General features: G+C 65.7%; 15 protein-coding genes. 8 read left to right on the top strand and 7 right to left on the bottom strand.

Annotation, left to right across the window (positions count from 1 at the left end):
- The first annotated feature begins 13 nt into the window (after positions 1 to 13).
- From ACFW0B_RS00760 to ACFW0B_RS00740, 5 genes are all read left to right on the top strand, one after another.
- On the top strand, positions 14 to 988 hold the full coding sequence (locus ACFW0B_RS00760) for an NADP-dependent oxidoreductase (protein WP_151132127.1): 975 nt from the start codon (positions 14 to 16) through the stop codon (positions 986 to 988).
- An 88-nt stretch (positions 989 to 1,076) separates the two neighbouring features.
- On the top strand, positions 1,077 to 1,892 hold the full coding sequence (locus ACFW0B_RS00755) for an SDR family NAD(P)-dependent oxidoreductase (RefSeq protein WP_449146055.1): 816 nt from the start codon (positions 1,077 to 1,079) through the stop codon (positions 1,890 to 1,892).
- Between the two features lie 11 nt (positions 1,893 to 1,903).
- Complete coding sequence (locus ACFW0B_RS00750; protein ID WP_449146054.1) at positions 1,904 to 2,830, top strand: alpha/beta hydrolase; 927 nt, start codon at positions 1,904 to 1,906, stop codon at positions 2,828 to 2,830.
- Positions 2,831 to 2,840: 10 nt separating this feature from the next.
- Positions 2,841 to 3,932 carry a 3,4-dihydroxy-2-butanone-4-phosphate synthase gene (ribB, locus tag ACFW0B_RS00745; RefSeq protein ID WP_449146053.1) on the top strand — a complete coding sequence of 364 codons (1,092 nt, stop codon included), beginning with the start codon at positions 2,841 to 2,843 and terminating at the stop codon, positions 3,930 to 3,932.
- Positions 3,929 to 5,140, top strand: coding sequence for an NADH:flavin oxidoreductase (locus ACFW0B_RS00740; protein ID WP_449146052.1), 1,212 nt, complete (start codon positions 3,929 to 3,931; stop codon positions 5,138 to 5,140). The genes ribB and ACFW0B_RS00740 overlap by 4 nt, the downstream gene beginning before the upstream one ends.
- Positions 5,141 to 5,382: 242 nt before the next feature.
- Here the strand turns inward: ACFW0B_RS00740 and surE are convergent, their stop codons facing one another.
- From surE to ACFW0B_RS00710, 6 genes are all read right to left on the bottom strand, one after another.
- A complete protein-coding gene (gene surE, locus ACFW0B_RS00735; RefSeq protein ID WP_449146051.1) occupies positions 5,383 to 6,372 on the bottom strand; it encodes a 5'/3'-nucleotidase SurE in 990 nt (329 codons plus the stop codon).
- 168 nt (positions 6,373 to 6,540) lie between these two features.
- Positions 6,541 to 7,905 carry a DUF1254 domain-containing protein gene (locus ACFW0B_RS00730; RefSeq protein WP_449146050.1) on the bottom strand — a complete coding sequence of 455 codons (1,365 nt, stop codon included), beginning with the start codon at positions 7,903 to 7,905 and terminating at the stop codon, positions 6,541 to 6,543.
- A gap of 60 nt (positions 7,906 to 7,965) precedes the next feature.
- Complete coding sequence (locus tag ACFW0B_RS00725; protein WP_449146049.1) at positions 7,966 to 9,510, bottom strand: DUF1254 domain-containing protein; 1,545 nt, start codon at positions 9,508 to 9,510, stop codon at positions 7,966 to 7,968.
- A gap of 23 nt (positions 9,511 to 9,533) precedes the next feature.
- Entirely contained in the window at positions 9,534 to 11,045 is a 1,512-nt protein-coding gene (locus ACFW0B_RS00720) for a DUF1254 domain-containing protein (RefSeq protein WP_449146048.1), read from the bottom strand.
- A gap of 130 nt (positions 11,046 to 11,175) precedes the next feature.
- The gene (locus ACFW0B_RS00715; RefSeq protein WP_449146047.1) at positions 11,176 to 12,558 is read right to left on the bottom strand and encodes a DUF1329 domain-containing protein; all 1,383 of its coding nucleotides are present in this window, start codon (positions 12,556 to 12,558) and stop codon (positions 11,176 to 11,178) included.
- Positions 12,559 to 12,580: 22 nt separating this feature from the next.
- Positions 12,581 to 14,173: a DUF1302 domain-containing protein gene (locus ACFW0B_RS00710; protein ID WP_449146046.1), complete on the bottom strand. Its 1,593-nt coding sequence runs from the start codon at positions 14,171 to 14,173 to the stop codon at positions 12,581 to 12,583.
- Positions 14,174 to 14,408: 235 nt separating this feature from the next.
- On the opposite strand from ACFW0B_RS00710, the gene ACFW0B_RS00705 reads away from it, so the two are divergent.
- The 3 genes from ACFW0B_RS00705 (at position 14,409) to pbpG (ending at position 18,401) form a co-directional block, all read left to right on the top strand.
- Positions 14,409 to 16,166, top strand: coding sequence for an FAD-binding protein (locus ACFW0B_RS00705; RefSeq protein ID WP_449146045.1), 1,758 nt, complete (start codon positions 14,409 to 14,411; stop codon positions 16,164 to 16,166).
- 105 nt (positions 16,167 to 16,271) lie between these two features.
- On the top strand, positions 16,272 to 17,150 hold the full coding sequence (locus ACFW0B_RS00700) for an SDR family NAD(P)-dependent oxidoreductase (RefSeq protein WP_449146044.1): 879 nt from the start codon (positions 16,272 to 16,274) through the stop codon (positions 17,148 to 17,150).
- Between the two features lie 306 nt (positions 17,151 to 17,456).
- On the top strand, positions 17,457 to 18,401 hold the full coding sequence (pbpG, locus tag ACFW0B_RS00695; RefSeq protein ID WP_449146043.1) for a D-alanyl-D-alanine endopeptidase: 945 nt from the start codon (positions 17,457 to 17,459) through the stop codon (positions 18,399 to 18,401).
- 123 nt (positions 18,402 to 18,524) lie between these two features.
- On the opposite strand, the gene ACFW0B_RS00690 is transcribed toward pbpG, so the two are convergent.
- On the bottom strand, positions 18,525 to 19,454 hold the full coding sequence (locus tag ACFW0B_RS00690; protein ID WP_449146042.1) for a LysR family transcriptional regulator: 930 nt from the start codon (positions 19,452 to 19,454) through the stop codon (positions 18,525 to 18,527).
- Positions 19,455 to 19,553: the final 99 nt, after the last annotated feature.

The following is a 19,553-nucleotide window of genomic DNA, read 5'->3' as shown; positions in this document are numbered from 1 at the left end:
CCTGGAGACACGCATGCGTGCAGTGGTGATCGAACGCCTCGGCGGAGCCGAAGTCCTGCAACTCAAGGAACTGGAACGTCCACAACCCGGCCCCGGCGAAGTGCTGGTGCAAGTGGTGTGTGCCGGGGTGAACCCGGCGGACTGGAAATGCCGCGAGGGCTACCTGGGTGCCTTCCTCGACTATCGCTTTCCCTTCGTCCTCGGCTTCGACCTGGCTGGAACCGTAGTCGCGTTGGGCGAGGGCGTGGACGACCTGCCGCTGGGCAGCCGGGTGTTCGCCCAGAGCGATGTCGGCGCCGGCAAGTGGGGCTCCTACGCCGAGTACGCCTGCGTCTCCCGTGCCTCCCTGGTGGCGATGCCGGAGAACCTCGACTTCGCCGCTGCCGCCGCTGTGCCGACGCCAGCACTGGCGGCCTGGACCGGCCTGCTCGAAGAGGGCGCCCTGCGTCCCGGCCAGACCGTGCTGGTGCATGGCGGCGGCAGTGCGGTGGGTGGATTCGCCATTCAGTTCGCCCGCTGTGCCGGTGCGCGCATCGCCACCACCTGTAGCGCCGATAACGCCGGCCAGGCCAAGGCCTCGGGCGCCGAACTCGCCATCGATTACCGTGCCGGCGATATCCACGGGGCCCTGCGCCGCTGGGCTCCGGAGGGCGTAGACCTGGTGCTCGACTGCATCGGTGGGGGCAGCCTGCCGAACGGGCTCGACCTGTTGCGGCCGGGCGGCGCCCTGGTCGCCATCCTCACCCTGGCCCCGGGCGATGCCGGTCCCGATCACGCCGAGGCGGCCCGACGCGGCCTGCGCACGGCGGTGGCCTACAGCCGCATGCCCAGCGGTGAATTGCTCGGCCGCATCGCCAGCCTGCTGGCCGCCGGCCGGGTACGGCCACCCGCGCTGGACCTGCTGCCCCTGAGCGACGTGGCCAGCGCCCACGATCGGCTCCAGCACGGGCACGCGCGACGTAAACAGGTGCTGCAAGTCGCTGGCTGACCTGCAGCCTCGTCCGCTCGGACGATGGAGTGGCGAGCCGGAGCCGCTCTACTGGCGGCCACTACAACAAGAGGCAGGAGCGTCAGCCATGCGAATCGAACAGGGCCAGGTGGCGGTGATCACCGGTGCGGCAGGCGGCATAGGCAGCGGCCTGGCGGAAGAAGCGGGCGCGAGGGGATTGCGCCTGGTACTGAGCGACGTCGACGGGCAGCGCCTGGCGGCCCTCACCGAGCATCTGCAGGGGCAGGGCGTGGAGGTAGTAAGCCGGGTGGCCGACGTGGGCGATGCGGCCCAGGTGGATCAGCTGCGTGATCTGGCGGTGGAACGCTTTGGCGGCGTCGACCTGCTGTTCAACAACGCCGGAGTCATGCAGACCGGCTTCAGCTGGGAAATCGGCGCAGACCGCTGGCAGCGTCTGCTGGACATCAACCTCGGCGGCGTGATCAACGGCATCCGCAGCTTCGTTCCGCTGCTGCTCGGCCAGCAGCGCCCGGCCCAGGTGGTCAACACGGCATCGCTCGCCGGCCTGGTGTGCAGCCCGATGCTCGGCCCTTACACCGTCAGCAAGCAGGCGGTGGTGGCCCTGTCGGAAACCCTCCACTACGAACTGGCCATGCTCCAGGCCCAGGTGAGCGTGTCCGTGCTCTGCCCGGGCCCGGTGGCCAGCGACATCATGACTTCCAACCAGGCCGCCAGCGCCGCTGCCGGCCAGCTCGACGCACTGCTCGACAGCAGCATCCGCCAGGGCATGGCCCCGCGCGAACTGGCCCGCGAAGTCGTCGCCGGTATCGAGGCCGGGCGCTTCTGGCTGCTGCCCCACAAGAACTTCAAGCCGGCGCTGGAACGGCGCCTGGCCAGCATCCTCGACGAGACCAATCCGGTCTTCCAGATGGCCGACGCATAAGGAGCACCAGCATGTCCCTCGATCCACAGATCGCAGCTGTCCTCCAGCAGTTCAGCGGCATGCCGCAACCGGACTACAGCCAGCTCGACCCGCTGCAATACCGGCAGTTCTGCGACAACCTGATGCCGCCAGTGCCTGGCGAGCGCCTGTTCGAGGTGCGCAACCTCAAGCTGGCCGGCGCCGAAGGCGAGCTGGATGCGCGACTGTACCGACCGGAGGAGCGTGACGACCTGCCGCTGCTGGTGTACTTCCATGGCGGCGGTTTCGTCATGGGTAATCTCGACACCCACGACAACCTCTGCCGCAGCCTCGCGTGCCTGTGCAATGCCGTGGTGGTTTCGGTGGCCTATCGCCTGGCGCCGGAGAGCCGCTTTCCGGCGGCGCCCCACGACTGCTACCGCGCCATCTGCGACCTGGCCGAGCGCGCCCGTGAACTGGGCTTCGATGCCTGTCGCCTGGCCGTGGCCGGAGACAGCGCCGGCGGCAACCTGGCCATCGCTGTGAGCCGCCTGGCGCAAATCCGCAAGGCCCCGCGCATCGCTTACCAGTGCCTGTTCTATCCGGTCACCGATGCCCGCTGCGACAGCGCCTCCTACGAAGCCTTTGCCGACGGCTACTTCCTGACGTACGAGCAGATGCGCTGGTTCTGGAACCAATACCTGCCCCGCGCCGAGCTGGTCGACGATGCCCTGGCTTCGCCCCTGCGTGCCGAAGACCTCGCCGGCCTGCCGGCCACCACCCTGATCACTGCCGAATACGACCCCCTGCGCGACGAAGGCGAAGACTTCGCCAGGCGTCTGCAGCAGGCCGGGGTCAAGGTTCGCCTGGAGCGTTGCGATGGCATGATCCACGGCTTCATCAGCATGGCCGCGTTCGTCGAAAAGGCGCAGTCAGCACTGGAAGCGGCGGCTGCCGACCTGCGCCAGGCATTGAACTGAGGAAACGAAAATGAACAGCCCGCAGCGACTGATCGAAGCCATGGCCAGCGGCGCCATGCTGGTGGTGACCGACGATGAGGGGGAGGGCGAAGGTTCGCTGGTGATTGCCGCTGGCCATGCCGATGCCGCCGCCATCAACTTCATGGCGCGCGAGGCGCGCGGGCTGATCTGCCTTGCCCTGACCGAGGAGCGCTGCAAGGCCCTCGGCCTGGAACTCATGGTGCCCAACTCGCGGGCCCGCCACGGCATGGGCTTCACCCTGTCCATCGAGGCGCGCAGCGGCGTGTCCACCGGCATTTCCGCTGCCGACCGCGCCCGCACCGTCGCAGTCGCCGTGGACCCGGCCAGCAGCGCCGCCGACCTGGTGCAGCCCGGTCACATTTTCCCCTTGCGTGCCCAGCCCGGTGGCGTGATGCAGCGGGCCGGCCATGTGGAAGCGGCCTGCGACCTGGCGCGGCTCGCCGGCCTGATGCCGGCCGCCGTGCTGGTCAGCATTCTTGACGAACAGGGCGAACCGGCCCGTGGCCAGGCGCTGCGCGATTTCGCCCAGCGCCACGGCTTGCCCCTGGGCAGCGTGGCCGACCTGATCCACTACCGCATCCTCCACGAGGGCACTATTCGCCGCTCGGGCGAGTACCCCATCCGCACCCGCCACGGCGAGTTCCGCACCATCACCTACCTAGACGACTACCAGGGGCAGTTGCACCTGGCCCTGGTTCGTGGTGAAGTCCGCCGCGACCGGCCCACGCTGGTGCGGGTGCAGTCGGTGGAGACCCTGCGCGATCTGCTCGACACCCACCCGAACCACTGGAACCTCGAGCGCTCCCTGGCGAAGGTGGCGGAGGAGGGCGCAGGCGTGGTGGTGCTGCTGGCGCACCAGGAAACCCCGACGGCGGTGATCGAGCAGCTCCAGCATGGCTCGCAGAAGCCACGTCCGCCCAGCTTCCCGCAGCGCACATTGGGCGTTGGTGCGCAGATCCTGCGCGACGTGGGTGTGCGCAAGATGCGTCTGTTGAGTTTTCCGGTGAGCTACAAGGCGGTGTCCGGCTTCGAGTTGGAAGTCGCCGAATTCGTCCCCTTCGACGCACGGGAGCCGGCATGAGCCCGCAACTGGATACCCTGCGGCAGCCGGCTCGCCTGGCCGGCCTTCAACTGCGCAACCGCCTGATCAAGACCGCCACCTTCGAAGGCATGTGCCCGGGCGGGATTCCGGGCGACGACCTGATCCGCCATCACGCCGCCATGGCGCGGGGCGGTGTCGGTCTGACCACGGTGGCCTATTGCGGTGTCTCCCCGGATGGCCTGACCTTCCCCGACCAGATGTGGATGCACGCCGGCATCTTCCCGCAGTTGCAGCGCCTGACTGCAGCGGTGCATGCCGAAGGGGGCGCCATCTCTGCCCAGCTTGCCCACTGCGGCTATTTCAGCCGCAATCGCCCGCGCACCATCCCACGTCCGCGCGGCCCCAGCGCCTGCATCAACCAGTACGGGCTGTTCTCCGGAATTCCCTTCGGCGGCGCCATGGACAGCGCCGATATCGGCCGCACCGTCGCCGAGTACGCGGCGGCAGCCAGCCTGGTACGTGACGCGGGATTCGATGCCGTCGAAATCCACATGGGGCATGGCTACCTGCTCAGCCAGTTCATCTCCCCGGCGCTGAACAAGCGTCGCGACACTTACGGTGGCTGTCTGGAAAACCGCATGCGCTTGCCGCTGCAGGTGCTGGCGGCGGTCCGCAGCGCCGTGGGACGGGATTTCCCGATCCTTGCCAAGCTCAACCTGAGCGACGGTTTCAAGGGCGGCCTGGACATAGGGGAAGCCTGTCAGGCCGCGCTATTGCTGGAGCAGGCGGGGCTGGACGCGATCGTCATGAGCGGCGGGCTGGTCAGTCGCACGCCGATGTTCCTCTTCCGTGGCGACAGCCCGCTGCAACAGATGGTGCCGCTGGAGAAGAACCCGTTGCAGCGCACGGCGATGAAATGGTTCGGCGGCGCGAGCTTCCCGGACCTGCCGTTCGAGGAACTCTACTTCCTCGAACTGGCCCGTCAGATGCGCCGGGCGGTATCCATGCCCCTGGTGTACCTGGGCGGCGTGACCAGCGCCGACGGCATGGCGCGTGCGGTGGAGGAAGGCTTCGACTTCCTCGCCCTGGGACGCGCTCTGCTCAATGACCCGCACCTGCCGCAACGCCTGCAGGACGAAGGCGCAACCTGGCGCAGCGGCTGCACCCACTGCAACCAGTGCGTGGCCAGCATGGGGCTGCCGGGCGGGATTCGCTGCGTGCTGAACCAACCGACGGTGTTTGCCTGACTCGATACTCGACATTCCTGTAGGGGCGAATGAATTCGCCCCTTCTATGAAGATCTTGGTGGCAAGGCCTGCCCCTCCGATTGATCTTTGAACCAGTTCCGTAGTCGGATGAAATCCGGGGAAAGTCCCTCCGCTACTCCCGGATTTCAACCGGGCTACGCTTTGCTGCGAATCACCAGGCCTTTCGCACACGCAAAAAAGCCCCGCATGCTCGCGGGGCTGTTTTTTCAATCAGCGAATGCTCAGGGTTTCACCCCTTCCAGCATCAGCTTCGTTTGAGCCTGCATGATGGCCGAGGCGGTGAGGTTGCCGTCGATCACAGTGATCACTGCCTTGCCGAGGCCGAGCTGGTAAGCGTCGGCCTGTTTCTGTTCGGCGGTCGGGGCGGGCGGCGGGACCAGGTTGACCCGCACCACGCCATCGGCACCCTGTTGCGGGGCGAATGCCACATTGCCCCAGTCGCCGATGGGGGCGAAGGCGACGCCCGTCACCTGACCGGCTTCCAGTGCCGGGTAGTTGATGTTCAGCCCGGTGGTGCCCGGCAGGCCGATCACGTTGGTCTCGCAGTGAGGCTTGGCCTTGCCGTGGCTCTTGTCGCAGATGCGCCGGGCCTCGGCGCCGACGCCGGCCGCACGGTCGATCACGCGGACGGCAAAGCGCGCGGTGTCGTCCATGGCGTCGAGGGTTTTCTGGTAGCCGGCCTGCGGGTCCTGGGCGAACAGTTGCAGGTCGATGGCGGTGGACACGGCCACCGCCGGTATGCCCTTGAACATGGCGCGCACGGCGGCGTTGACGGTGCCGGACATCTGCGTCAGCGGGCCGACGTTGTCGCCGAAGTTGGTGCCGGAGACCACCAGGTCCGGGCGGTTGTCTTTCAGCAACAGGTCGAGGCCGACGTTCACCGCGTCCACCGGGGTGCCAATGGCTGAGGTCTTGCCGGCCGGTGGGGTGTAGTCGGCGGGGGCGCCTACGCAGTACTTGCCCGGGGCCAGCTGGGTGACGGCTACGGCCTGGCCTGGCACCACCACGCTGGCGGCGCCGATGCCGCTGCTGTCGTTCTGCGGACCCACCAGGGTCACCTGGTGGCCGGCGGCGACCAGCTCCTGGTACACGGCATCGATGCCGGGAGCGCGGCAGCCGTCGTCGTTGGTCAGGAGAATGTTCAAGGCACTGGCCTGCAGGGAGAGACCAAGGGCGGCCGCGCCAATACCGGCGCTCAACAGCGTTTTCATTATTGTTTCCTCGTGAGGTGGGGCTGCTTGGAAAAGCTGACCTAACGGACGGTTTGTTTCAGGTCTAACAAGGTGCTGTTGCAACTACTGCCGGGCAGCGGCGCCATTGTGGCGTTCGCCTCCCGGCATGCCCGGGATCAGCGAGCCGGTATTGCCGGCTCGCCAGGGTCAGTCCAGCCGGTGCACCGGTGGCATCTTGAAGCTGCCCGCCAGTACCTCGGACGTGGGGATGTAGGCGCGAACGAACAGTTCGAATTCCTGGCCATCGGCCGGAGTTGGCAGCCAGTTGCTGTGAAGCTCGGCAGGCGGCTGCGGCTGCAGGATGATGTCGACGCTGCCGTCCGGATTGGCGGTGAGGCCGGTGCGATCACCCAGGTGGTGGCGCTTCAATGGGTTGGCGTAGAGGAACTGTCCATCCTTGCCGGCGGTGTACAGGCTGATCGACCAGAATGCTTGTGCGGGCAGGCCGCCGGGTGGCAGGCGCAAGCGGTAGCGGGCATCACCTTTCAGGGCCTGGCCCTGTTCGTCACGCAGGGTGATCCAGTAGTTGGCCTCTTCCCGGCGCAGGCCCAGCATGCCCATGCCCAGGGCAAGCGCGTAGGCCCGCTGCTGGAAGTCCCGTTGCTTGTCGGTACCCAGCAGCGAGCCGGGCGGGCTGTAGTCGATCCAGCTGTTGGCCGCACTGATTTGGAGGTAGGTCTGCATGAAGGCAGCCTGCAGTTTCGGCAGCGCTATGCGCCAGGCCTGCTGCTGCGAGGTGGGCAGCTTGTCCCAGCTACAGGCTTTGCCGCAGACGCCAACCTTGGCGAACGCCTGCAGTTTCTGACGCTGCTCCGGCGGCGGTGGGTCCAGCTCGAGCATCTGGTTGACCACCTGCAGATAGCGTTCGGCATCGTCGCGCAGGGGCTGGGGGCGAGCCGGCGCGTTGGCCCTGGCCGTGCTGACGGGCTCGATCCGGAAGCCATCCTGCACGGCGTGCGCCGCCGGGAGGTCGGCTTTGCCATCCACCAGCACCCGCAGGTTCACGTAGACATCGTTGGTTGGCGCCCGCACCAGGCGCACGTCCGCCGGCACCTCGCCCTTCCAGTCAGGCCCGACCAGCCACAGGCGCTGAGCAGCATTGCCGGTCGCGCGCGTACCGGTATAGGAGAAGGTGTTGCTGTAGAAATCGATCAGGGTGAGCACGTAGTAGCGCTTGCCCGTATCGGGTACGTGCAAGGTGACCGGGCCGCTGGCGAGGTCCATCCAGGCGGTCGAGTAAAGCGCATCGACGATGGGGGCATTGGCCCAGCGATCTTCCGGCGTCGTGATCTCGCGCGAGTGGGCGAACTTGTTGAGCTGGGTATGGGTACGGGCTGTCGCGTCGTTGAGGGCGATCCAGCGGTAGTCGGACAGCTTGTACAGCGGATAGGTGTAGTAGAACGCCTCACCGATGAGCTTCTGCTCAGCGTCGAGAACGTTCGCCTGGGGCGTTCCACCCAGCAGGCCGAATGACAGGCAGAAGGTGAGTCCAAGTTGAGTGAGACGGGGCATGCAAGGCTCCTGCTCGGGTTGGTGAAGTCGATCCGGAGGATCGACTATCGGGTGCGTGTGTCAGTCGGGCACGCGGACGATCTTCGGCATGGGATATGAGCCGTCGATCAGGGCCGACGTCGGCCCGTAGAAGCGCGGCGCCAGACGGAACTGGCCGCTGCTCGGGGTTGGCAACCAGTTGCGCGCCTGCTCCGGGATGTCTGGCCGGGTGCTTTGCAGGTAGAAGGTGAGCTTGCCGTCGTGGACGGCGAAATCGCCGTTGCGCTGCATGTAGCTGGTGGCGCTGTAGCGGTCGATGGGGTTGTCGACGAAATAGCCGTAGTCGTCATAGATCGGCAGCTCCCAGAATTCGGTCACGGGCGGCAACTGATCGAGGTCGAAGGTCAGGGTGTAGCGGTGCCGGCCATCGAGAGGCTGGCCGTCGGCATCCTGCAGGCCGTAGGCGATGGTGTGCGACTGGTAGGGAACGGGGCTGCCCCAGGCGATCTCGGCGGCGCCAGCGCGCAGCACGTAATCGTTGTCGTCGTAGCCGAGGCTGGTTTGCAGCTTCCAGCCGTTCATGTCGCGCAAGGCGTGCTGGAAGGCTTGGCGCGCCTGCTGGCGCGCTTCGAGGAAACCTGCTTCAAGGGCGCTGCGTTGGCTGTCGCTGAGACGTGCGGGGTCGAATATCACGCCCGGGCGCAGGCCGATGCGCGCCAGGTCGCGCAGGGTTTCCAGTTCCTTCTGAGAGTCGCGGCGCGGGGTCATCGAGGCATCGTTGAGCACCAGGCTGACCAGTTGCAGGTAATCCATCGGCGTCATGCCTCGGGTCAGGTCGCCGATCTGCGCCATGCGCGGGAAGCTGGCGTAGCCAGCCTTGACGATTGGCTGCTTTTCCAGGGCCGGTGCCTGGCGGTCGTGCTGCAGCCAGAGCGTGAGCGGGAGGATGGCCACGCCGTCCATGATCTTGCCGGCGGCGGCCAGGTCCGCCGCAGAGTGTTTGTCTTTCACAGCCAGGCGCAGCGTCATCACGATGGCGTTGGATGGCGCGCGGACGATCTGGGTGGCGCTGAAACCGGCCGGGAAGCTGCCGTTCCAGTCCGGACCGACGATCAGATATTGCTGCGGAGCGTTGCCGCTGAACGGACTGCCGCTCATGAAGAACCAGCGGGCGTACTGGTCCATGCCCTGGATACTCCAGTAGCGGCCGTCCTTCACCTCGGGGGAGAGGACCACCACCGGCCCTTCGCGCAGGTCGAAGAAGCCGCCGGAGTACAGGGTCGAGGCATTCGGCGTGGTGGCGAAGCGTTGCTTGGCGGTGAATAACTGGCGGCCGTGCTGCAGGCGATTGAGCCCGCGGTAGGTCGGCGCCTTGTCTTGCTGGGTGAACAGGTAGCGCAGCTCATAGAAGCCCGCCTGCTGCATGCCCCAGAAGAAGGCCTGCTTGCTCAACTGGCGGATTTCGGTCGGTGTCAGGGTCGGGTCGATCTGCTCCATAGCTGCGTCACCGGCCTGTACCAGCGGAGCCTGGATGAGGCACAACGCGGCGAGCGCGAGAGCCGGGAGCAGGGACGACGTCGAGAGGCTGCGACGAATCGCGGCAAATGCATGGATGGATGTGTGCATGGAGACCTCGCGGGTGCTCGAACTCAATCTTGACTGGAGGCCAGTTCCGACGCGGGAATCGCGCTGGCGTCACCGAGTACCCAGCTGCCGTCATGGAAGGGTTGCGTCGGGCCGAACAGACGCAGCAACAGCAGGAAACCCTTGCCCGGAATGGTCTGGATCCAGTTGCTGTCCTCGCCAGCGGGGGCTTGCGGGCCGAAGTACAGGTCGATCGAGCCGTCGGCGTTACGCGCCAGATCCTGCAGCGAGGAAAGCGAAGGACGCTCTTGCCGGTTGTCGACGAAGTTGAAGCTGTCCGCGTCATAGGCGGTGATCGACCAATAGTCGGCTACCGGCACCGCGGCGGGTACATGCAGGCGGTAGGTCTTGTCGCCCACGAGGTAGCGGTTCTGTCCGTCACGGTAAGCGATGGCGTAGGCCGCGCCTTTGCCAGGAACCGGCTTGAAGCCGGGGGCGAGAAACTTGTGCATGCCGAAGCCGAAGCGAAACAGCGCGGCGCGCTCGTCAAGTTCGGTCACTGAGCCGCGCTCCTGGGTGTAGTGGGTCATGCCGGTGCCGTTTCGCCACTGTGTGCCGGGAAAGATCGCGCGGCGCGGATTGCGTGGGTTGATCTCCAGGTTGGCGACCATGACCCGGCCGGTGCGCTCGGCTTCATCCAGGGTCCGCTGCATGCGGGCATCCGGTGTGAAGGGCCGACCGGACTCGATGCCGAGGCTGGCAAGCATGTCGAGCATGATCCGGTCGCGCTCCTCGCCGACCTCTTCGCGTACGCGGAGGGCGAGCAGTTCGAAGTAGTCCAGGCCCTTCGGAGTCAGGCCGTCATAGTCGTCGAGGCCCATCTTGCGCATGCGCAGAGGCGGCGGCGAAGCATGCTGCGCATAGGGATAGAGATTGCTCTGCGCCAGGCGTTCCACGGCGCTCTCCTGCGTCTGCCGAGGGGTGCGCACTGCACGCAGGAACAGCAGGCCGTTGAAGGTGGCCGCGTTGCGAATGATGTAACCCTCGTCGGGGAGCGCGCCGGTATAGCCGGGCGGAACGATAAGGTACTTGCCCCCCTCGCCGCGATCCGGACCGATCCGGCCGACATCTTCGATCGGTCGTTGCCAGGCATCCAGCAGGACGCCGGACTGGTTTCCCTTCGGAATCTCCACGATCAGGGGACCGCTGTCCTTGAGGTTGAAATAGCTGAACGAGTAGATGACGTCGTCGTTGCCGGTTTGCAGCGCCTGGTTGACCTTCAGACCCTGGTCGAAGACGAACAGCTCGTTCGGCTGGATGCCGATCCGGCGCGCGCCTTCGGCTATGGCGGCGAGGCCGACCAGTGGCTGGCCCCAGATGTAGGCCTGTACCGCCCGCTGATAGTCGAGCTCGTCGTACAGGCGCTGACTGGTGGCTGCTGAAGGAAAGTTGCTGGCTTCGAAAGCGAAGCCGGGGTGGACAGGAGGCGTCGCGGATTCTTCGGCCCGCAATACCGGGGGCAGGGCTGCAATGAGTGCTAGTGCGAAAATCGGCCGGAGAGGGGCACGCATCGTCATGTCTGGCTTTCCTTGTTGTTTTCATGCACGCCAGGTGCAAGGGGGAGGTGGCGTAAGGCTCCTGATGGATGGCATGCAAGCGTCGGGTGGGCAGTCCGGCTGGCGCTATGGCGCCAGCCGGAACCAGGCATCAGCGCGTACCCAGTTTGCGCAGATTGCCGGGGGTGAAGTCACTGGAGCTGAAATTGCTGGCATTGAGCAGCGCGGGTTTCTGTTCGTCGAGCAGGCGGTCGACCATGTACGAGCCGGCGATCAGGTCGTGGTACATGCCCAGGCGGGCGTGGAAGCGCTGCATGTCGTAGGCGTAGATCGACGTCTGCATGTTGGTCCGCCAGAACTGGCCGCGGCTGTCGTAGTTGTCGGCCAGGGCGGCGGCCCAGCTGTCTTCGTCGAGGTAGAGCACGCGTTTGGCGTAGATATGCCGGGCGCTCGGCTTGAGCTTGGCCTCTACCACCCAGACGCGGTGTTTCTCGTAGCGCATGTATTCGGGGTTGATGTGCCCAGCGCTGGAGAGCAGCTCTTTGTGGCTTACGCTGGGGTCGTCGATCTTGTAGTTGTGGTACGGGATGTACACCTCTTTCTTGCCGACGATTGTCCAGTCGTAGCGGTCAGTCGCGCCGTTGAACAGGCGGTCCTCGTCGTACACGCGGAAGCCGCCGGCGCCGGTGGGCGAGTCGTAGCCAACGGTGGGGGCGCGGCGCACGCGGCGCTGTCCGGGCGCGTATTGCCAGGCCTGGCGGGGTTGGGTGACGGCGTTGATGTACTCGTGGCCGACGACGATCTCGCCTTTCTTGCGGACCGGTTCGAGGCTGGTCAGCAGGAAGTGCGAGAGGATCCCTTCGGAGTTGCTGAGGTCATGGTCGGACGACGACCAGATCGAATAGATCTTGTAGTTGACCTTCTCGAACACCTTGTTGCCGTCGGCGTAGTTGACCGCCTGCACGTAGGTGGCTTCCTCGGTGGCGGCGCGGCCTTGCATGGTGTGGTTGAAGATCAGCTCGGTGCCGTTCTTCGGAATCGGGAACGGTGATGCGCCCCAGGCATTGTTGGTGCCGTAGCCATCCGCAGACAGTTCGGCCTGCAGCGCGTTCTTCTTGATGAACTCCTCCATCTTCGCGTCCAGGCGGAAGTCGCGGTGGCTCGGATAGACCGGCATCTTGAAGGTGTCGGGGTAGCGTTTGAGCAGGGCTTTTTCGCCGTCAGACAGGTTGTCGGCGTATTGGTCCATGTTCTGCGCGGTAATAACGAACAGCGGCTTCTCGTCGGCGTAAGGGTCCGGATAGGGGCTGCCGGGACCGCCGAACTTCACGTGGGGCGGGGTACCGCGCCATTTGCCGCTCCAGGCCGGAATGCTGCCGTCGGCATTGCCGGCTTTCTCGGCGCCCATCGGCGTGAGGTCCTGGCCGAGGCGTGCGGCCTCCGATTCGCTGACCCTGGCATGGCTGGCCAGGCTGCAGCCGAACAGGGCGAGGGCAAGGGCCGTGCGAAACAGGGTGGGAGTGATCATGGACATGCTGCGCTCCTCCGTGGGGGCTTCAGAAGCGGTACTTGAAGGTGAGGGCGATGTTGTCGCGGTCCGCGAGTGACGCGTTGTTGGCATTGCCGAGGTAGGCGCTGTAGAGCGCCTCGACCGAGAAGTTGCCGAGATAGCGCCAGTTGGTGCCGACGCTCATGCGGTCGTCACCCTGTCCGTCGTTGATCGAACCGAGCAGGGCGCTGTCGTGCTGTGCCGCCGTGCTGTAGGTGATAGGTACCGTCAGGTCCCAGCCGCTGAACACGTTGTTGTAGTCGAACGAGGCCTGCACGGTGTAACCCCAGGCGTCGCGGTCGCCGACCAGGGTGTCGGTGCCCGGAATGCTGAAACCGGGGAAGGGGCTGAAGGGCGCCGACTCGTCGTTGTCGAGCACGGTGTTGTAGACCAGCTCACCGACCAGGGTGGTGTTGTCGGCGAATGAGGTGGGGCCGACCACATGGATCAGCGAAGTCTGTGCTTGCAGCGTCTGGGCGCGCACGGCACTGCTGAAGGCGTTGTTCACCAGCACCGGCTGGCCATCGCGGTAGCTCACTTCACCGGCGAAGCTGGTGTCGCCGAGTACCGTGGCGAAGCTGAAGCCGTACTGGTCGATATTGTCGAAGTAGCGCGCGCGGTAACTGCCCAGGTCGGTCTGGAAGTCGAGCATCGGCGTCTTGGCGTGGAAGCGCGAGTAGTAGAGGCCGAACTCGGTGTTGTTCAGCGACTCGGCGGTGTAGGTCATGGCCACACCGTATTGGCCGCTTTCGGACGGTTTATCGTCGTGCAACCGGCGCACGAAACCGGTGGCATCGTTGAAGCCGCCTTCGTCGATGAAGTCGGTGGTGGACAGGTAGCTGCCAACACCGAAGAGTTGCGTCTCCTCCCACTCGTACTGGTAGTAGGCCTGCAGGTTGAGGTCGTCGGTCAGGCTGAACTGGGCGAATACCTGGCCGACGGGCAGGAGGATTTCCTTGACCTCTACGCCGGGGCTGGTGGCCTTGGTCGCGTCCACCGGGCTCTGTGCGGAGGAGATGCCCTGGTAGAACAGGCTCTCGCCCCAGCTCACCACCTGGTCGCCAACCCGCAGGTTGAAGGCGTGGCCGCCCAGATCCCAGGTGCCGTAGGCGTAGTAGTCGAGGAAGCGCAGGTCGTCGCGGTGCTGGTCGATGGTCTCATCGGAGAAGCGGTCGGGGCGTGAGCACTTGCCGCCGGCGAAGCAGTTGGAGGTGCCGGTGCCGTTGTCGTTGCCCTGGTCATAGACCGCGTCGTAGAAGCCGGTGGCGCGCACGAAAATGCCGAAATCCTCGCGCCAGCTGAGGTTGGCTTCGCTGAGGAAACTGATCCGGTTGTTGATCAGGCTGCCCTTGTCGAAGGCGTTATCGCCGTCATTGCCGTCGGGGTTGCGTGCCTCGTCGCTCAACTGATGATCGCGGTCCTCCAGGCGCCAGGCCATGCCATAGCTCAGGGTGGTATCCCAGTCGACCTTGATATCGGGATTGGGGTTGAAGCTCATTGCCTGGCTCTGTGTGGCCAGCCCGCCGAGCAGGCCCACCAAGGCGATTTGGATTGCCCTGCCGAGCGGAGTTCCAGTGTTGTCGATTGTTGTTCTTATCATCGGGTCCCTCTCCGGGGAGTCGTGGCGCAGCCGCACGCGGACCACACCTAAGGGTTGGTGAATGAGGCGGCCTGAATATGTGGTCAGCGAGGGGGCGCAACATCGTCCAAAAAGACTACGCGGATCGGTTCGGGCGACTTGGCTGGCCGTTAGTCCCAACGGACGATGTTGCGGCGAGAAGGGCTGTCGAGAATCCGGCTGGAATGCGCATACAGAACAACAAGGGAGCGACCCGATGAGCGCGAACAGCCTGCAGTGGGACCACAGTTGCGACGTGCTGGTGGTGGGATCGGGAGCCGGCGCGATGACCGCCGCCCTGCGTGCCCATGACCTGGGGTCGAAGGTGCTGGTGGTGGAGAAGAGCGACCGCTACGGCGGGACCTCGGCGGTATCCGGTGGCGGTATCTGGATACCCTGCAACCACCGCATGGAGGCTCTCGGCGGGCGGGATTCGGCGGAAGAAGCCATTGCCTACATCCGCGCCGTGACCCACGGCGAGATCGACGACGGCCGCATCGAGGCCTACGTCGAGCACGGTCACAAGGTGGTGCGCTACCTCGAAGAGCATTCGCGGCTGCGTTTCGAGTCGCAGCCGGCCTATGCCGACTACTACCCGGAGGTTCCGGGCGGCAAGCCCGGCTTCCGCTCCATGGACCCGATGCCCTTCGATGCGCGTCTGCTCGGCGATGCGTTCGCCCAGATGCGCGAGCCTTCTCCCGGCACCCTGATGATGGGCCGCGTGGCGATGACCATGAAGGAAGCCCAGGTGTTGCTCTGCCGTGGCCCCGGCTGGTTCGGCCTGACCCTGAAGATTCTCTGGCGTTACTGGCGCGATCTGCCGGGGCGCCTGCGCTCGAAGCGCGACCGCTTCCTCACCCTGGGCAATGCGTTGATCGGCGCGTTGCGCTGTTCGCTGCTGGATCGCGACGTGCCGCTCTGGCTCGGCTGCCGCCTGGAACGGCTGATCGAGGCAAACGGCCGGGTGGTGGGGGCCGAAGTCATGCGCGCTGGCCGCCGCCTGCTGATCCGCGCCCGTCGTGGCGTGGTGCTCGGCGCCGGTGGTTTCGAGCGCAACCAGGAGATGCGTAGCCAGCATCATCCGCAGCCGTCCCGTAGCAGCTGGAGCGCCACGCCGCCCTGCAACACCGGTGATGCCATCCGCGCCGGCCAGGCCCTGGGCGCGGCCACTGCGTTGATGGACCACAGCTGGTGGGCACCGACCACTTTCGTTGAGGGCGAAGAAAAGCAGCGCGCGCTGTTCGTCGAACGTACCCTGCCCGGCTGCATCATGGTGGACTCGGCCGGCCAGCGCTTCGTCAACGAGGCAGCCCCCTACACCGATATCGTCTATGCGATGTACCAGCACGACAGCGAAGGCGCCCGCAGCGTGCCCTGCTGGCTGGTGTTCGATGCCGAGTTCCGCCGCAAGTACCCCTGCGGCGCGTTGCTGCCGGGCTACGCCATGCCCGACGGCCGGCTGCCGAAGAACCTGCGCAACTACTACCAGAAGGCCGACAGCCTGGCGGAACTGGCCGCGAAGATCGGCGTCGATCCCGCCGGCCTGCTGCGTACCGTCGAGCGCTTCAACCCCATGGCCCAGGCGGGCCGGGATGAAGATTTCCACAAGGGCGATTCGCTCTTCGACCGCTACTACGGCGACCCCAGCGTGCAGCCCAACCCCTGCCTCGCCCCGTTGGTGAAAGCGCCGTACTACGCCGTGAAGGTGGATGCCGGAGACATCGGCACCAAGGGCGGCCTGCTCACCGACGTGCATGCTCGCGTGCTGCGCGAAGACCGCAGCCCCATCGAGGGCCTCTATGCCATCGGCAACACCGCCGCCTCGATGATGGGCCGCACCTATCCGGGTGCCGGCGCCACCCTCGGCCCGGCCATGGTGTTCGGCTTCCTGGCGGCCAGCCATATGCATGGCGCCGCCACTGAACCTGCAGACGCAAATTCATTCGCGAAACAGGCCGAAGGCCTGCCCTCCTGAGTCCGGGAAGAGCGAAGCCAACTACGCCCCGCAGGGTGCGCCAAGCGCACCGAAGCATTCGTGCGGGCTTTTGGTGCGCTTGGCGCACCCATACGGGAGAAACCCATGACTGCAAACAAACCCCGCATCGCCCTGGTCACCGGTGCCAGCCGTGGCGTCGGCAAGGGCATCGCCATTGCCCTGGGGGCCGCCGGTATGACCGTTTACCTCAGCGGCCGCTCCGCGACCGAGAGCACCAGCCACCTGCGTGGCCAGTTGTTGCCTGGCAGCCTCGCCGAAACCGCCGAGGCAGTGACCCACGCCGGTGGCCTGGGTATCGCCGTGCCCTGCGACCATCGTGATGACGAGCAGGTGCGCGCGCTGTTCGCCCGTATCGAAGAGGAGCAGGGCTGCCTCGACCTGCTGGTGAACAACGTGGCCTTCTTGCACGAGAATCTGATCGACCCCGGTCCCTTCTGGGAGAAACCCCTGGAACTGGTGGACATCCTCGACGTGGGACTGCGCTCGGCCTACGTGGTCAGCTACTACGCGGCGCCGCTGCTGGTGAAGAACGGCCACGGGCTCATCGCCTTCGTTTCGTCCTACGGCGCTGGCTGCTACATGCACGGCCCGGCCTACGGCGCGCAGAAGGCCGGCGTGGACAAGTTCGCCGCGGACATGGCGGTGGACCTCGAAGGTACCGGCGTCAGCGCTGTGTCCCTGTGGCTGGGGCCGCAGCGTACCGAACGCACCGCCATTGCCGGTGCCGAGCGGGCCGACCAGTACGAGGCCTTCCTCGCCATGGCGGAAACGCCGGAGTTCAACGGCCGGGTGATCCATGCGTTGCTGAACGACCCGAAGCTCAAGGCGCTGAGCGGGCAGACCCTGATCACCGCCGAATTGGCCGAGGGCTATGGCATCGGCGAAGCAGAGGGCCGCCAGCCGCCGTCCTACCGCGAAATGCTCGGCAGCCCGCGCCAGCAGCATCCGGCACGGGTGATCTGAATCAGGAAAAAAGGGGCGCCGCGCAGCGCCCCTTCTTCGTTCCAGCCATCCGCTCCGGTTTGCCTGACCACCGTCCAGTCAGCCCTCGGAACCTGGTAGAAACCGTCTTGGCGAGACGTCCCGACACTTAACGCAGATATAGCGGAAACACCTGGTACTTCCTCTGGCAGTCCTACGGCCAAAGGCGCAGAATCGGGCCTCATTGACGGAAGGTGCTGAGTATCAGCGCGTCTTCCTTCCTATACTCCTGAGGTATGGGTCCTACTCTTCTTTTCCTTCCTTTTTTCTTTCTTTACTGGACGCATCGTGAAAATTTGCAGTTCGATCGCCAAGCTGTTCGTTCTCGGTACCTGCCTGTTCGTCTTCGCAGGCTCCCCGGCCCAAGCCCAGGAAGCGCCGCCGCCGGTTCGCGACCCGGCGCAACTGCACCTGGCTTCCGGCAGCGTGATGCTGCTGGACCTCAAGACCGACAAGGTCCTGTATTCCCGCAATCCCGACCTGGTCGCCCCGATCGCCTCGGTGACCAAGCTGATGACCGCCATGGTGGTGCTGGACGCCAAACAGTCCATGGACGAGATCATCACCGTGACCATCCGTGACAACCCGGACATGAAAGGCGTGTACTCGCGGGTGCGCGTGGGCAGCCAGGTCAGCCGCCACGACATGATGCTGATGACCCTGATGTCGTCGGAGAACCGCGCCGCCACCGCCCTGGCCGAGGCCTATCCGGGCGGCTATTCGGCCTTCATCAAGGCGATGAACGCCAAGGCACGCGCGCTGGGCATGACCAGCACCCGCTATGTCGAACCCACCGGCCTGTCGCTGCACAACGTCTCCAGCGCCCACGACCTGGTGCTGCTGCTCAAGGAAGCGCGCAAGTACCCGATGCTGAGCCAGCTCAGCACCACTCCGGAAAAGACCATCACTTTCGTCAAGCCGCGCTACAGCCTGGGCTTCCGCAATACCAACAATCTGGTGCGCAAGGCCGGCTGGAGCATTCAGGTCACCAAGACCGGCTTCACCGATGAGGCGGGTCACTGCCTGGTGATGCTGACTCACATGAACGGTCGCCCGGTGGCCATGGTGCTGCTGGATGCCTTCGGCAAATACACCCACGTGGCGGACGCCACGCGCATGCGCCGCTGGCTGGAAACCGGCAAGAGCGGCCCGGTGCCGGCGGCCGCGAAGAATTACCGCCAGTACAAGGACAACCAGCTGCGCCAGGCGACGGTGCAGGCGGGTTCGCAGTAATGAGCGAAGGGCAGGTTTTCACCTGCCCAGCGATTGAAATCGCCCCCACAGGTCGTAGGGTGCGCCATGCGCACCGAGGCAATGCCCAGGACAGGTGCCGGCTTCCCGGTGCGCGCGGCGCCCCTATGCAATGACTCCGCGCAGCCGGGACTCCAGCCGTCCCAGGAATCCCTCCGCCACGTCCTTCAACACGTCCTCCGCTTCGTCCACCAGCGCCGACGAGGGCCGGTACTCCGGGCGGATCAGCTGCACGCGGAAGGGCACGGAGGTCTGTAGCCGGCGTATCTGCACCCCGCGCCCGGCCTCGTCCAGCGCACTCAGCGGGTTGACGATGGCCAGGCCCAGCCCCCGGCGGACCATGGCGCAGACCGAGGCGGCGGTGCTGGTTTCCACCACCATCCGGCGTTCCACCCCGGCGGCCTGGAAGTGGGCATCCAGGCTTTGTCGGTAGATGTCCAGCCCGGCCAGGCTGATGAACGGTCGGCCGTGGAAGTCCGCCAGGGTGAGTTCTGACCTGGCCAGCAACTCGTGGCCATCCGGCAGCACGCAGACCATATCGGCGGCGAACAGCGTCGAACCCCGGGTACCTCGGGGCAGCAGGTCGGTTTCCGACAGGCCCAGGTCATGCCGCTGGCCGCTCAGTGATTCCTCCAGCAGGGGCGACTCTTGGGCGCTGATGGACAGGCGCACACCCGGGTGGCGTTCGAGGAAGGCCTGGCAGAACCCCGGCAGCAGGGTCTGGGCAAAGACCGGAAGGGCGGTGATGGCCAACTGGCCCTGGTCGAAGCGGCGGATGGCCTGGGCCGCGCCGACGATGCGTTCCAGGCCGGCGTAGGAACGCTGCACTTCGTCGTACAGCGCCAGCCCCTGGGCGGTGGGCGTCAGACGGCCGCCCTGGCGATCGAACAGCTGGAATCCAAGCAAATGCTCGAAGCGCGCCAGCTCGCGGCTCACGGTGGGCTGCGAGGTGAACAGCAGGCGCGCGGCGCCGGTGACGCTGCCGGCGGTCATCACGGCGCGGAAGATTTCGATATGGCGAATGGAAAGGTCCATGGGGCGCTCGGAAACGGGTGTCGGTACATATCAATAATGAATGGTGTGTTCATGAATTGGTATTTTATTGAATCGTCCCGCCTCGCCATGATGACGCCA

The sequence above is a fragment of the Metapseudomonas phytobenefica genome (genome assembly GCF_043392685.1).
Taxonomy (GTDB): Bacteria; Pseudomonadota; Gammaproteobacteria; order Pseudomonadales; family Pseudomonadaceae; genus Metapseudomonas.
The sequence above is the reverse complement of the archived record's forward strand: the minus strand, read 5'-3'. Positions and strand labels throughout refer to the sequence as shown.